Below are 12,733 nucleotides of genomic sequence, written 5' to 3' on the forward strand. Positions count from 1 at the left end.
CGATTGACTTCCATCAAAGAGGAAGCCCGGCGGCCGGGCTAGAGCCTTTCATGTTTTGACGGAAGCATAGCCCGCATTTGAGAAGTAGTTGGCGCATTCCTCTGGCTTGATGGTGTCGGCGAGTAAGCCCAGATGGCGCCAGGTTTCCTCGATGGTTCGCTTTTGGGCCTGGCGCATCCAGTGCTTGATCTTGGCGAAGGCTTGTTCGATCGGATTAAGGTCGGGGGAATATTTTGGCAGGAACCAGAGCCTGGCGCCGACGGCCCTGATGGCGTCGCGGATGGCTTTGGCTTTGTGAGAGCCGAGATTATCGAGGATGACGATGTCGCCAGGTTTGAGGGTCGGGATCAACTGCTGGCGGACATAGGCGTGAAAGCATTCGCCATTGATGGGACCGTCAAAGACGCAGGGCGCAGTGAGCTTGTCGCAGCGTAGGGCGCCGAGGAAGGTCAGGGTGCGCCAGCGGCCATGCGGGGCAAAGCCGCGCAATCTTTTGCCCCTCGGCCCCCACCCGCGTAACGGCGCCATGTTGGTGCGGATCCAGGTCTCGTCGATAAAGACGAGCCGCTTCGGATCGAAGCGGTCTTGCCAGGCTTTCCAGCGGGCTCTGCGCCGGGCAATGTCGGCGCGGCCCTGCTCAAGGGCGAACAGCGTTTTTTTTAAAGCTCAAGCCCTCGCGGCGCATGAACTGCCAGATGGCATTGTGGGAGACGCTCACGCCACGGGCGGCCAACTCATCCTTCAGCCGATGTAGCGTCAGATGCGATGTCTGCTCGATCTGCTCGACGATGAAGGCGCGGTGCGGCTCCAGCACACGTCGGCGATGGCCGCCCATCTTGCCCGGTGACACACTGCCGGTGGCCCGATAACGCTGTGACCACTTCACCACGGATGAGACAGCTATGTCGAACCGCTCCGCCACCACCCGGCAGCTCTGACCGTCCACAACCGCTGCAACGACTCGCTCGCGAAGATCATTCGAATAGGGTCGCGTCATGGATGCTGGCCTCCATTCCAGCATCCATCATGAATCACAAATCTGCTGATTTGGGAATCCAGAACCGATTCCGATAAGCAATGAGCCGCTCTAACATCGCGGGGCGAGTCGGGAGTTTCCGTGTCAAGCAGGGAAGTTGACAGATGGCTTGCTCGATTTTGACAGATCGAGCAACCCTCCTCGTCATTTGGCGCGATGACGGCGCGCCAAAGCAACCGAGCTTTCAATCCTGGGTTTGAACAGGTGATACGAGCAGGCAATCCTTATAGCCGGCAATGCCGCCAAGGCCCTCGATGAGAACCTTGATCGCCCTGCGCTTGAGCTCGGATTCCACCTGACCATCGACAGTCACCTGCCCGTTGCGGACGGACACCTGGACTTTTTGCGGCGTGAGACCGAGATCTGATCTCAGCCGGGTTCGCACCGCCAGCCTGATAGCCTCGTCTCCCCGCGGCAATACGGTCGTCGGCGCCTCGGCAATGACACGCAAGATATCCCGTCGGCTCACGATCCCGACCAGACGTTCGTCTTCGACGATCGGCAGCCGTTTGATGCGGTGCACCTGCAAGCTTTCGGCGATATCGGAGACTTCGCTGTCCGGCCGGGCGACGATGACGTCCTGGGACATGACGTCCGCCACACACCATCCGTTGCTGCCGATGTAACGTTCGAGATCGATCTCGGAAATCAGCTCCGGCGCCCGCGCCGGGCGGGGAGAAAAGCGGACCTCCCGGCGTAAAAGCAGATCGCCTTCCGTGATCATGCCGCAGACGCGGCCGTGGTCGTCAACGACGGGAAGGCCGCTGACGTGAGTTTGCAGCATCGTCGCGACCGCATGGCGCACGCTGACCACCGGGCTGATCGAAACCACATTCGTGGTCATTATATCCCTTGCTTGCATGGTCGCTGCCTCACTGATCATGATTGTACTTGGAGACATGCTAAAGACAGGGTGTTCATACCGCTTTGATCTTCATCAAACTGTTCATGACCGCCGTCACATTTGCTCCGGGCGAGCGCCCCCAGCGCCGGATGACCAGCACCTTGTCCGGATTGACGGCGAAGGCGGCGCATGGCGCCGACGCGCAGGCACTAGCGAATGCGAATGCTCCCAGACGTTCTCGACCGAGAAGTCGGAGACGACATGGGCATAAGTCAGGAGGCGAAGGCAAAGGCGACGAGCAGAAACATCACCAGCGAGCCGACGCTCGCCACATCCATCATCGCCGGATCATGGCGTCGCTTTCGCCTCCTGCCCCTGCCCCGGATTTTGTTGGCTCTGTCCTTGGCCCTGGCCCTGGCCTTCCTGCCACAGCCCCTGCTGCTTCAGCTTGTCGGCCACCTCCTTCGGCATATAGGTCTCGTCATGCTTGGCCAGCACGGTGTCGGCGACAAAGACGTTGCTGCTGGCGGCAAACACGCCCTCGGTGACCACGCCCTGACCCTCGCGGAACAGATCGGGCAGGATGCCGGTATATCTGACCTTCACTGCATTGGCGCTGCCGTCGGTGACGGAAAACTCCACCGTAGAGCCGGCGCCGCGCACGACGCTACCCGCCCCGACCAGGCCGCCGAGCCGGATGCGGGTCTCCGGTGCCACCGGCGTCCTGGCCAGATCGGCCGGCATGTAGAAATAGGCCACCGACTGGCTGAAGGCGAACATCACCAACAACACCGCCGCCAGAATGAAACTCATCCCGCCAGCAATCACCGCAAGGCGCTTCTGCTTGCGCGTCATCTCTTATCTCCTGTGGCTCCCGCCGCCACGTTGACGCCGGTCAAATTACGCCCGCTCTTTTCCGGCTTGTTGCCGATATCAGCACGCCTTCCGCAACAGGTCGACACTGTCGACCAGCACGATCTTGCCCCTGACTTCGACACCTGCGGGAACGAGCGCGGCGAATGCCCGCGACAGGGCTTCGGGTGCAAGCCCCAGCTTGCCAGCCAGAATTCTCTTCCGGTAAGGCAGGCGAAACGTCGCCTGCCCGGCCGAGGCCGGGCATCGGCTGACGAGGTAGTTCGCGACACGCTGCGCGGCCGTGTGCAGCCGGTCTCCTGCTATGCAATCCATCGCGCCGAGCAGATGCCGGGTCATGATGCGCATGACGTTGCGATGAATGATGGGGTATCGATCGGAGAGAGCCCGCAAGTCCGAAAGTTCGAACAAGGCCACCTCCGCTCCGTCGGCGGACCACGCGCTGTAGGCGTAGGAGCCGCCGCCCGACAGCAAATATTCGCCGAAGGTGTCGCCGGGCTCGCAGACGCAGATATCAGCCTCGCGCCCAGCAGATTCGGATTTGGAAAGCCGAACGAACCCGCTCATCACGCAATAGACGAACGATGCCGGCTGGCCTTCGGCGATGATCCGCTCGTCCGGTGTGAAGGTTTGAAACTGAGCCGTGGCAGCGAGTTCCTCTATCGTCGCCTCGTCGAGGCCGTCGAACAGGTCAGACCGCAAAAGTATGGGATTTTTCGCAAGCATCGATCTTCCTCTCGTTTTGGCCTGTGTGCGGCTCAAGATTTTTTGCGATCGGTTTCGTCGTCGACGAGAATTCGCCAGGCGGCTCCCTCAAGGTCGTCATACTGACCGCTCTTCAGCGACCAGAGGAATGCCAGGAGGCCAATTCCCCCCATCAGCAGCGCGATCGGGATCAGATAAATCAGCATGTTCATGCGGTTTTCACCTCCCTGCCGGCTCGCGCTTCGGTGCGCATGGGGGAATGCTTGGCGAAGGCATTCAACCGCAGCGCGTTCGTCACAACGATGATCGATGATGTCGACATGGCCACCGCTGCGATCAGCGGCGTCGCCAGTCCGGCGATCGCGATCGGGACCGCCAACACATTGTAACTGATGGCTAGAACAAAGTTCTGCCGGATCAGGCTGGCGGATCTTCGCGCAACGGCGACCGCTTGCGGAACGGCATCGAGCCGATCGTTGAAAAAGACGAGATCGGCGGCCTGCCTGCCGATGTCGGATGCGGTGGCGGGCGCCATCGAGACATGCGCTGTGGCAAGCGCCGGGGCGTCGTTGATCCCGTCGCCGACCATAAGCACGCGGCGACCCTCGCCGCTCAGCCTTTGGCATTCCTCGACTTTCTGCTTCGGCGCCAAGGCGCCCAGAGCCCTTTGAATGCCGAGAGCCTGCGCCGTGTTGTCGACGACATTTTGCCTGTCGCCGGATACCATCAGCGTTTCAAGGCCGGCGGCAGTGAGAGCGCCAACAGCTTCGGCAGCACCCGGGCGAAGCGTGTCGTCAAAGAGGAAACGTGCCAGATCGGCGCCGTTCTTCGACAGGATCACTTCCGAAAACGGCCCATCGTGCGTGCCGGGCGTAGGACCGGTTCCGCAGGCAAAGGCGCGGTTGCCCAGCCGATAGACATCCGTTCCATTGCAGGCCTCGAGCCCCCCGCCGGGGATTTCCGTGACCCCGTCGAAGGAGAATGAAGAAGCCTTCTCAATGTCCCGCAGCAGCGCCTGAGAGAGAGGGTGCCGTGAATGCGCGGCTAATGCGCAGGCTATGGTGGTACTGTCCGCGTCGGTGGCTTCCACCCCGACGAGGCGGGGCTGCCCCATCGTCAGCGTACCGGTCTTGTCGAAGGCCACGATATCCGCTTCGGCGAGTCTTTCGAGCGCCGAACCGTCCTTGACCATGATGCCCTTGCGGAAAAGCTCGCCCGCAGCGACCACCTGCACCACGGGAACGGCAAGGCCGAGCGCGCACGGGCAGGTAATGATCAGCACCGCGACTGCGACAAGCATCGCCTGTTTCCAGTCGCCACCGAAAAATCCCCAAGCCAGGAAGGATACGAGCGCCAACAGGTGCACGGCCGGCGAATAGAGCGCTGCGGCCCGATCTGCGATCCGGCGATAGCCGGCCCTGCCGCCTTCGGCGGCTTCCATGAGGCCGATGATTTCCGATAGAAGTGAGTCCCTCGCCACTTTCGTCGCCCTAAGGATGAGCGAGCCGGTGAGATTCATGGCTCCCGAATTCACCGCGCTGCCTTTGGCGACGGCGATCGGACTGCTCTCACCGGTGACGATGGAGAGGTCGACGTCACTCTCGCCGCTGACGATCGTTCCGTCGACCGGGATACGCTCGCCTGCCGCGATCGCGATATCGTCACCCACGGCGATCTCTTCGACGGGAACGTAGCGGCGCGATCCGTCCGGCATCATCAGCAGCGCTCCGCGCGGGGCAAGCCTTGCGAGCCCATTGATCGCCGCGCGTGCTTTTTCCCGCATCACGTGATCGAGGGTTCTGCCGATCAGCAGGAAGAACAGCAGCGAAACCGAGGCGTCGAACCATGCGTGTTCGCCGTGATGCACGGTCTCCCACAGGGAGGCGGCGTAGGAGAGCGTCACGGCAAGCGAGATCGGAACGTCCATGTTGGTGCGCCCGCGTTTCAGGGCGTTCCACGCCGATTTGAAGAAGAAGCGTCCCGCATAGACCAGCGCGGGGGCCGCGATCATTGCCGAGATCCAGTGAAACATGTCACGCGTCGCCGCGTCGGCGCCCGACCAGACCGACACGGAGAGCAGCATGATGTTGGCAGCTGCAAAACCCGAAACGCCGATCGCCAGCAGCAGCTGGTTCCTGGTCCTGTCGTTTTCAGGTGCCGTGGGCGTAAAGAGATGCGCGCGGTATCCGGCCGCGTTGACCGCTACAAGGATTTCGGAGGGGTCGGTCGGCCGCTTCTCGATTTCCTCCTGGTAGATGCAGCTAACCCGGCGGGCAGTGAGATTGACCCGGGCCTTCCTGATGAAGGGAAGCGCCGACAGCGCCTTTTCGATGGTGACGATGCAGCCGCCGCAGTGGATGTCGGGTACGCTGAGGTCGAGCTGGTGCAATCCGGCCCCGAGCGGATGGCTTGCAAGCCGGACTTCCTCGGCGCTGGCGGATGTCGCGCTCAGGGCGAGCACGCTTTCCGTATCCATGGAGCAGCAGGTCATTGGCCAAACTCCGCAGTATCGATGCGCTTGGCCTCATGCATGACGACCACGCCGTTCCTCTTCGATATGGCTTCGACGATCCAGTCGCCGCCGGCGACCTCGTGATCGGCTTCGAACCGGCCCTCGCCCGTCTTCCGGAGCATTAGGTGGAAATCCTCGTGATCGCCGACCGGCCGTTTGAAGTTCAGCGTAACATCGTCGATGATCGCAGGCGCGCCGTTGCCATCGTGGATGTCGTAGCGGATCTCGAGGCCCTTGATGGAGAGCGCGCCCTCGACGCCGGAGGCTGCCATCGCCTTCATCGCTGCCGCCTTGCCGTTGAATTCCTGACTGGCCACATAGGTGTTTTCGACGACCAGGCCGCTCCAGCTGGATGAGGCGTAGACGGCCATGGTGACGTTGACGGCGATCACGACGGCGAAGAATGCCGAGGTGGCAAGCAGCATGTGCAAGCCGGTAAAACCGCGCGTGGAAGCCTTCATTTCACCTCTCCCGGTGCGTTGAACGCCGCGCGATAGGTCGTCCGGTCGGAATGACCCGTATCTTCGATGACGAAGAGGAATTCATTGATCTCGGCCCCGTTGGGCTTTCGCGTCACGAAGACCTTAAGCGTCGTGGCCGCGTCGGGCTCGGCATGGACCGTGAAGCTGCGGCCATCCTGCCTGCCGAACTCGGGTATGCGCATCGTACCGCCCTCAAGTCCGACGAGGGCGATGGTCACATCCCGCGGCGTCGGCACCATGTTGAGCACGCGAAGCGTGTAGCCGTTGCGGATGGAGCCGTCGCTTTCCAGAACATATTGGGGGTTGCGATCATGGACGACGTTGAGTTCGAGCCGCTCGCGGAAGGCGAGATGGATGACCATGGCGATGCCGATCGATGCCCAGACGACGGCGTAGAAAACGATTCTCGGACGAAATATGATCCGCCAGTCGAAATGCCGGACCGCCGCAATGAAGCTTCCATCGGCGTTTCGGACATTCGAGGGCTGGATGGCTGTCCGTCCTCCGTCCGTCGCAAGCGACATGTTGCTCGAATATTCGCTGAGCGTCGCATAGGCGATCAGGCCGCGAGGTTTTCCGAGCTTGTCCATAACGCCGGCACAGGCATCGATGCAGAGCGCGCATGTGATGCATTCCATCTGCTGTCCGTCGCGAATGTCGATTCCCATCGGACAGACCGCAACGCAGGCATTGCAATCCACGCAATCGCCGACCGGCAGGCCCTTGGCTTGGGCTTTCTTGGCGTGGCGCGACCGCCGCTCGCCCCGCCAGTCATTGTAGGTGACGACAAGCGAATTTTCGTCGAGCATCGCGCCCTGAATGCGCGGCCACGGGCACATATAGGTGCACACCTGCTCGCGCATGAGGCCGCCAAGCACATAGGTCGTGGCGGTCAGGATGGCGATGGTCGCATAGGCGGCGGCAGGGGCGCTGCCGGCAAACAGCGAGGCCGCCAGGCTCGGCGCGTCGGCAAAATAGAAGATCCACGCGCCGCCGGTGGCGGCTCCGATTAGCAGCCAGATCGTATGCTTGATTACCCGCTTGCTGAGCTTGTCGAAGGTGAAAGGGCCGGCGTCGAGCTTCATTCGCGCGTTTCGGTCGCCTTCGATGGCGCGTTCGACGACGAGAAAGAGATCGACCCAGACGGTCTGCGGACAGGCATAGCCGCACCAGGCGCGGCCGACCGCGGCGGTGACGAGAAAGAGGCCAAATCCCGCCATGACCAGCAGGCCCGCGACATAATAGAATTCCTGGGGCCAGATCTCGATGAAGAAAAAGAAGAAACGCCGCGAGGAGAGGTCGACGAGGATTGCCTGATCGGGCGCGTACGGACCGCGATCCCAACGGATCCACGGCGCCAGGTAATAAATTCCGAGCGTGATCAGCATCACCATCCATTTGAACCGGCGGAATCGGCCCTCGGCGCGCTTTGGGAAAATCTTTTTGCGCGCCGCATAGAGAGGCTGTCGATTGCGCCGGGCGTTGACCGGCTCGACGCTGACGCGCTCATTCGGATCTGGGGCGGTATAGAGATTCATGGGACCTGTCCGGTGTTTGCCTGCTCTTGTCCCACCGGCGGCGCATCCGTTCCTTGATGCAGATCAAGAAATGGCCTTCCGGAAACGAAAGGCCACGCCCTGGGGTAAGGGCGTGGCCGGAGGGCCAGCGGGGGAGAAACACCGATGGAACGTCCTCGACAGGAACTGAAACTATCGGCTCGTCTGCCTGTGGTCCTTGAGGCAGGTCAAGCTTACGATCGAATTGCCGATCTTTGCCGGATCGTCCTGTTCGGCTGACTGAGGCATCGCCTTGGCGCGTTCCGAAACGCGAGACCGGATGGTGGCGCGCGGCGTGCCATAGAGACCGAGGATGGGATTGTGATCGTGGATTGTCATCGGTTTCTCCTTACGTTCCGCCGCCAAGCGAATGGACAAAAATGGTGAGCTCCTTGACGGTCGTGTCACCCAAGCGTGCTGCCCAGGCAGGCATAACGCCATGTTTGGGAGAGGCGACCTGGCGGACGATGGCGTCTTCGCCGCGCGCCTTCAGCCAGATCGCGTCGGCAAGATCCGGCGCACCCATTTCCACCTTTCCTTTGGCATCCTCGCCGTGGCACGCGGCGCAACTGTCGAGAAAAACCTGTTTTCCGGCTTCCGCGAGAGCGGGGTCCGAGGGCGTATTGGTCAGCCCCCAGACATAGGCAGCGACCTGCCGCATCTGGACAGGCTCGAGCACATCGGTAAAGGCCGGCATCTCGGAAGCGTGCGTTTCGGCATCCGAATCGAACCGGATCCCGTGGGCGATCGTCGCCTGGATGGCGTCGAGGTCGCCGCCCCACAGCCAGTCGTCATCGTTGAGATTTGGAAAGCCCAGGCCGCCGCTCGCCCCCGAGCCATGACAGGGCGCGCAATTGACTTTGAATGAGGACGCACCGCCGGCGATTGCGAATTCACGAAGGGCGGGATCGGCGTCGATCTCCTGCACCGTCTTTGCGGCGATCAGATCGTGAAACTGCGTCTGGGACGCTTTGGCCTGGTCCAGATCCTGCTGCAGCTCCGCACGAGTTGAGTAGCCAAGATAGCCCTTTGTGGCGGAAGTGATCATCGGAATCGCGGGATAGGCGATCGCATAGCCAACCGCCCAGAGAATGGTGACGTAGAAGGTCCACACCCACCAGCGGGGCATGGGATTGTTGAGCTCGCGGATGCCGTCCCATTCATGCCCGGTCGTTTCGACGCCGCTCAATTCATCGATATGTTTTTCCGACATCTCAATCGTCCTTCAAGGGAATATCGGCGGCTTCTTTCGCCGTCTGCTTGCTGCCTGGGCGAAGGGTGAACACGACCACGCCGGCGAAGAATGCCGCCATTGCCAGGAGGCCCCAGCTGTCGGCGAAGTGTCTCATTGCAGTGTAGGTTTCCATGCATCACCTCAACGGTAGCCGGTCGCGTCGTCATAGGTCGAGAAATCGACCAGCGTTCCGAGCATCTGCAGGTAGGACACCAGGGCGTCCATTTCGGTCAGCCTGGCCGGGTCGCCGTCGAAATCGCCGACCTTCGCCTTCGGATAGCGTTCGAGGAGGGCCGTCGTATCCGCATTCGGATCGGCCTGAGCCTTCATGTCGGCCTCCGCATTCGCCAGCATGTCGTCGTTGTAAGGCACGCCGACGTCCTCGTTGGCCTTGAGATCCATTCCGACGGCCTTGACCGTCACGTCCCGCTCCTTGAGGAAGGCGTAGCTCGGCATGATCGATTCCGGCACCACGGCCCGCGGATTTGCGAGATGCTGGACATGCCATTCGTTCGAGTAACGTCCGCCGACACGGGCCAGATCCGGCCCGGTGCGTTTGGATCCCCACTGGAACGGATGGTCGTACATCGATTCCGCGGCCAGCGAATAATGGCCGTAACGTTCGACTTCATCACGGAACGGCCTGATCATCTGGCTATGGCAGAGATAGCAGCCTTCACGGATGTAGACGTTGCGTCCCGCGAGCTCCAGCGGCGTGTAAGGCCGCATACCTTCCACTTTCTCGATCGTGTTCTGGAGGTAGAACAGCGGTGCGATTTCAACGATGCCGCCGACGCTCACGACGAGCAGCGATCCGACCAAAAGAAGCGTCGCGTTCTTCTCGAGGATCTTATGTTTATCCAATATCGATGCCATGTCTCACCTCATTCGGCAGGCTGTGCCTGGGGCACGAAAGTGGTCGGGATTGCGGCTTCGTTGCGCAGGTGGCCGCGGATCGTCATGAACACGTTCCAGGCCATGACGAGGCCGCCCGCCAGGTAAAGCGCTCCGCCGACCGCGCGCAGCACGTAGTAGGGGATCATCGCCGCCACCGTCTCCGCGAAGGAATAGACGAGGAAGCCCTGGGAATTGTATTCGCGCCACATCAGCCCCTGCTGGATACCGGCAACCCAGAGCACGGCGGCGTAGATCACGATCCCGAGGGTCGCGAGCCAGAAGTGCCAGTTGACCATGCGCAGGCTGTAGAGACGCTCGCGCCCCCACAGTTTCGGCGTCAGGTAATAGATCGCCCCGAAGGTGATCATCCCGACCCAGCCGAGCGCGCCGGAATGCACGTGACCGATCGTCCATTCGGTATAATGGCTGAGCGAATTGACTGTCTTGACCGACATCATCGGGCCCTCGAAGGTCGACATGCCGTAAAAGGCGATGGCGACGATCATCATCCGGATGATCGGATCCGTGCGGATCTTGTCCCAGGCGCCGGAAAGGGTCATCAGCCCGTTGATCATGCCGCCCCAGGAGGGCATCCAGAGCATGACCGAGAAGACCATGCCGAGCGTCTGGGCCCAGTCGGGCAGCGCCGTGTAATGCAGATGGTGCGGGCCGGCCCAGATATACATGAAGATCAGGGCCCAGAAGTGGATGATCGACAGCCGGTACGAATAGACCGGCCGGTTGGCCTGCTTCGGCACGAAGTAGTACATCATGCCGAGGAAGCCGGCGGTAAGGAAAAAGCCGACGGCGTTGTGGCCGTACCACCACTGCGTCAGTGCATCCTGAACGCCCGAGAAAAGAGAATAGCTCTTGGAACCGAGGAAAGAAGTGGGAACCGCAAGATTGTTGACCACGTGCAGCATCGCGATGGTGACGATGAAGCCGAGATAGAACCAGTTCGCCACATAGATATGCGGTTCTCTACGCTTCAGGATCGTTCCGAGATAGACGGCGAGATAGGCGACCCAGACGATGGTCAGCCAGAGGTCGACATACCATTCGGGCTCGGCATATTCACGAGCCTGGTTGATGCCGAGCACGTAACCGGTCGCCGCCATGACGATGAACAGCTGATAGCCCCAGAAGACGAACCAGGCGAGGCTGCCGCCGAAGAGACGCGCGCGACAGGTCCGTTGCACCACGTAAAAGGACGTCATGATCAGCGCGTTGCCGCCGAAAGCGAAGATGACCGCCGACGTATGAACCGGCCGCAGCCTGCCGAAATTGAGATAGGGGGCGATATTGAGGTCGGGAAAGGCAAGCTGCAGCGCAATAATAACGCCGACGAGGAAGCCGACCACGCCCCAGAATACGGTGGCGATCAGGCCGTAGCGGATCACATCGTCGAAATAGCCGGACAGGTCGACTTTCCGCCGTTGGTCCACCGGTGCGAAGTCGACCTTCCTGACAAGGAGCAGCGTTCCCGCAACGAGGCAGACGCTCAGTATGCCCATATGGACCGCAAAGAGATGATCATGCGCGAATGCGGCTCCAAGCAGCGCTAGAAATGCCGCGACCGCGAGCATCATTGTTTCCATCGTGTAATTCATGATGTCGTCCCCAGTGCAAAGACGACCGTCCCGCGGCCGGCTTTCTCGTAGTTCGGGGCAGGACTGTCACGAAGCCGGCGATGGCTCCTTGATCTACATCAACAAGGGGACTCCAAGCCGCGGATGGACCGCCGCTGTTACACATTGTTACACTCTTTCACCCTTTGGCACCGTCCGCTCATCCCCCTGTGACGCGACAGCTTTCTACTGCACCCACTGCCACGAGGGGACACGACGATGCTGATGCAGACCAACCACGCATTCGAAAATGCCGAGAAGACTGTCGAAGCCATTGATGCCGGCCAATCGCTTTCGTCGCTCTTCCTGAACTCGACGGCAGAACCCGTCGCGGCCGGCAAGGCGATTTGTTGGGAGGGCGACCAGGCGAAACATCTCTTCCAGGTAGAAGAAGGCGTCGTTCGCCTGCATCGCATCATCGGCGAAGGCCGTCGCGTCATCACCGCCTTTCATTTTGCCGGCGATCTCATCGGCGCCTCCTTGCAGAACGATTTCATTTTCACAGCGGAGGCCGTCACCGAATGCAAGATTCGCCGCGTGTCGCGCAAGAGCTTCCACGAAGAAGTCGCCCGTTCCGACGCCCTCGGCCCGGCCTATATCTCCCTGCTCTGCCAGGAGGCGGCCGCCGCGCATGAACAGATGGTGCTGTTGTCGAAAAAGAATGCCGAGGAACGCCTCTGCAGCTTCATCGTCAAGCTTGCATCGCGCCGCAACCCGCGGCCGCGCCAGGGTTTGGTGCGCGTTCCGATGAACCGCCAGGACATTGCGGATCATCTCGGCCTGACCATCGAGACCGTGTCCCGCACGATCACGAAACTGGCATCGCGCAACATCGTTATTCCCGAGGGCAGGCACGACCTGAGGATCGTCAATCTCGCCCGGCTGAAACAGTTGTCCGGCGACGCGGATGATTTTTCTGACGATTCCTGTCATAGGGTCAACCTGCACTGATGCAACAAGCCGCAG

The 12,733-nt window shown here is 61.1% G+C and carries 14 protein-coding genes and 1 pseudogene; 1 reads left to right on the forward strand and 14 read right to left on the reverse strand.

What is annotated here, in order from left to right; translation table 11 throughout:
- Window positions 1-48: 48 nt before the first annotated feature.
- From NMA58_RS31960 to ccoN, 14 genes and pseudogenes are all read right to left on the reverse strand, one after another.
- Window positions 49-997, reverse strand: a protein-coding gene (locus NMA58_RS31960) for an IS630-like element ISRel6 family transposase (RefSeq protein ID WP_434710177.1) whose coding sequence is annotated in 2 segments (ribosomal slippage) — window positions 49-660 and window positions 662-997 — 948 coding nt in all. Because the reading frame shifts where the segments join, the coding sequence is not laid out codon by codon here.
- Window positions 998-1,220: 223 nt separating this feature from the next.
- Entirely contained in the window at window positions 1,221-1,898 is a 678-nt protein-coding gene (locus NMA58_RS31965; protein ID WP_434715228.1) for a CBS domain-containing protein, read from the reverse strand.
- A 186-nt stretch (window positions 1,899-2,084) separates the two neighbouring features.
- Window positions 2,085-2,239, reverse strand: a pseudogene (locus tag NMA58_RS31970) (heme lyase CcmF/NrfE family subunit); the annotation flags it as partial.
- A complete protein-coding gene (gene ccmE, locus NMA58_RS31975; RefSeq protein ID WP_434715229.1) occupies window positions 2,229-2,735 on the reverse strand; it encodes a cytochrome c maturation protein CcmE in 507 nt (168 codons plus the stop codon). The pseudogene NMA58_RS31970 and the gene ccmE, both read right to left, overlap by 11 nt.
- Before the next feature lie 78 nt (window positions 2,736-2,813).
- A complete protein-coding gene (locus NMA58_RS31980) occupies window positions 2,814-3,479 on the reverse strand; it encodes a Crp/Fnr family transcriptional regulator (protein WP_434715230.1) in 666 nt (221 codons plus the stop codon).
- A gap of 32 nt (window positions 3,480-3,511) precedes the next feature.
- Window positions 3,512-3,670 (reverse strand): cbb3-type cytochrome oxidase assembly protein CcoS, encoded by a 159-nt coding sequence (gene ccoS / locus NMA58_RS31985; protein ID WP_434715231.1) that lies wholly within the window; start codon window positions 3,668-3,670, stop codon window positions 3,512-3,514.
- Window positions 3,667-5,949 (reverse strand): cation-translocating P-type ATPase, encoded by a 2,283-nt coding sequence (locus NMA58_RS31990; protein ID WP_434715232.1) that lies wholly within the window; start codon window positions 5,947-5,949, stop codon window positions 3,667-3,669. The genes ccoS and NMA58_RS31990 overlap by 4 nt, the downstream gene beginning before the upstream one ends.
- Window positions 5,946-6,431: a FixH family protein gene (locus tag NMA58_RS31995; protein WP_434715233.1), complete on the reverse strand. Its 486-nt coding sequence runs from the start codon at window positions 6,429-6,431 to the stop codon at window positions 5,946-5,948. Before NMA58_RS31995 ends, NMA58_RS31990 begins: the two co-directional genes overlap by 4 nt.
- Window positions 6,428-7,990, reverse strand: a complete 1,563-nt coding sequence (gene ccoG / locus NMA58_RS32000; protein WP_434715234.1) for a cytochrome c oxidase accessory protein CcoG — start codon at window positions 7,988-7,990, stop codon at window positions 6,428-6,430. The genes NMA58_RS31995 and ccoG overlap by 4 nt, the downstream gene beginning before the upstream one ends.
- 171 nt (window positions 7,991-8,161) lie before the next feature.
- Complete coding sequence (locus NMA58_RS32005) at window positions 8,162-8,347, reverse strand: hypothetical protein (protein ID WP_434715235.1); 186 nt, start codon at window positions 8,345-8,347, stop codon at window positions 8,162-8,164.
- A 10-nt stretch (window positions 8,348-8,357) separates the two neighbouring features.
- A complete protein-coding gene (gene ccoP / locus NMA58_RS32010; protein ID WP_434715236.1) occupies window positions 8,358-9,221 on the reverse strand; it encodes a cytochrome-c oxidase, cbb3-type subunit III in 864 nt (287 codons plus the stop codon).
- 1 nt (window position 9,222) lies between these two features.
- Entirely contained in the window at window positions 9,223-9,375 is a 153-nt protein-coding gene (locus NMA58_RS32015; protein WP_430960973.1) for a cbb3-type cytochrome c oxidase subunit 3, read from the reverse strand.
- Between the two features lie 8 nt (window positions 9,376-9,383).
- Window positions 9,384-10,118, reverse strand: coding sequence for a cytochrome-c oxidase, cbb3-type subunit II (ccoO, locus tag NMA58_RS32020; protein WP_434715237.1), 735 nt, complete (start codon window positions 10,116-10,118; stop codon window positions 9,384-9,386).
- Window positions 10,119-10,126: 8 nt separating this feature from the next.
- Window positions 10,127-11,749: a cytochrome-c oxidase, cbb3-type subunit I gene (ccoN, locus tag NMA58_RS32025; RefSeq protein ID WP_434715238.1), complete on the reverse strand. Its 1,623-nt coding sequence runs from the start codon at window positions 11,747-11,749 to the stop codon at window positions 10,127-10,129.
- A 237-nt stretch (window positions 11,750-11,986) separates the two neighbouring features.
- Here ccoN and NMA58_RS32030 point away from each other — a divergent pair, with 237 nt between their 5' ends.
- Entirely contained in the window at window positions 11,987-12,718 is a 732-nt protein-coding gene (locus tag NMA58_RS32030) for a Crp/Fnr family transcriptional regulator (protein WP_434715239.1), read from the forward strand.
- The last annotated feature ends 15 nt before the right edge of the window (window positions 12,719-12,733 follow it).

Origin of the sequence: Rhizobium sp. YTUHZ045 (assembly GCF_051124255.1) — a bacterium.
Lineage (GTDB): Bacteria > Pseudomonadota > Alphaproteobacteria > Rhizobiales > Rhizobiaceae > Rhizobium.

Bases quoted from the DNA above. Each gene is read 5' to 3' on its own strand.
- ccoN (WP_434715238.1), bottom strand. From the start codon at position 11,749: ATGAATTACACGATGGAAACAATGATGCTCGCGGTCGCGGCATTTCTA.
- NMA58_RS31990 (WP_434715232.1), bottom strand. From the start codon at position 5,949: ATGACCTGCTGCTCCATGGATACGGAAAGCGTGCTCGCCCTGAGCGCG.
- NMA58_RS32030 (WP_434715239.1), top strand. From the start codon at position 11,987: ATGCTGATGCAGACCAACCACGCATTCGAAAATGCCGAGAAGACTGTC.
- ccoP (WP_434715236.1), bottom strand. From the start codon at position 9,221: ATGTCGGAAAAACATATCGATGAATTGAGCGGCGTCGAAACGACCGGG.
- ccoO (WP_434715237.1), bottom strand. From the start codon at position 10,118: ATGGCATCGATATTGGATAAACATAAGATCCTCGAGAAGAACGCGACG.
- ccmE (WP_434715229.1), bottom strand. From the start codon at position 2,735: ATGACGCGCAAGCAGAAGCGCCTTGCGGTGATTGCTGGCGGGATGAGT.
- NMA58_RS32015 (WP_430960973.1), bottom strand. From the start codon at position 9,375: ATGGAAACCTACACTGCAATGAGACACTTCGCCGACAGCTGGGGCCTC.
- NMA58_RS31980 (WP_434715230.1), bottom strand. From the start codon at position 3,479: ATGCTTGCGAAAAATCCCATACTTTTGCGGTCTGACCTGTTCGACGGC.
- NMA58_RS31965 (WP_434715228.1), bottom strand. From the start codon at position 1,898: ATGCAAGCAAGGGATATAATGACCACGAATGTGGTTTCGATCAGCCCG.
- ccoS (WP_434715231.1), bottom strand. From the start codon at position 3,670: ATGAACATGCTGATTTATCTGATCCCGATCGCGCTGCTGATGGGGGGA.
- NMA58_RS31995 (WP_434715233.1), bottom strand. From the start codon at position 6,431: ATGAAGGCTTCCACGCGCGGTTTTACCGGCTTGCACATGCTGCTTGCC.
- ccoG (WP_434715234.1), bottom strand. From the start codon at position 7,990: ATGAATCTCTATACCGCCCCAGATCCGAATGAGCGCGTCAGCGTCGAG.
- NMA58_RS32005 (WP_434715235.1), bottom strand. From the start codon at position 8,347: ATGACAATCCACGATCACAATCCCATCCTCGGTCTCTATGGCACGCCG.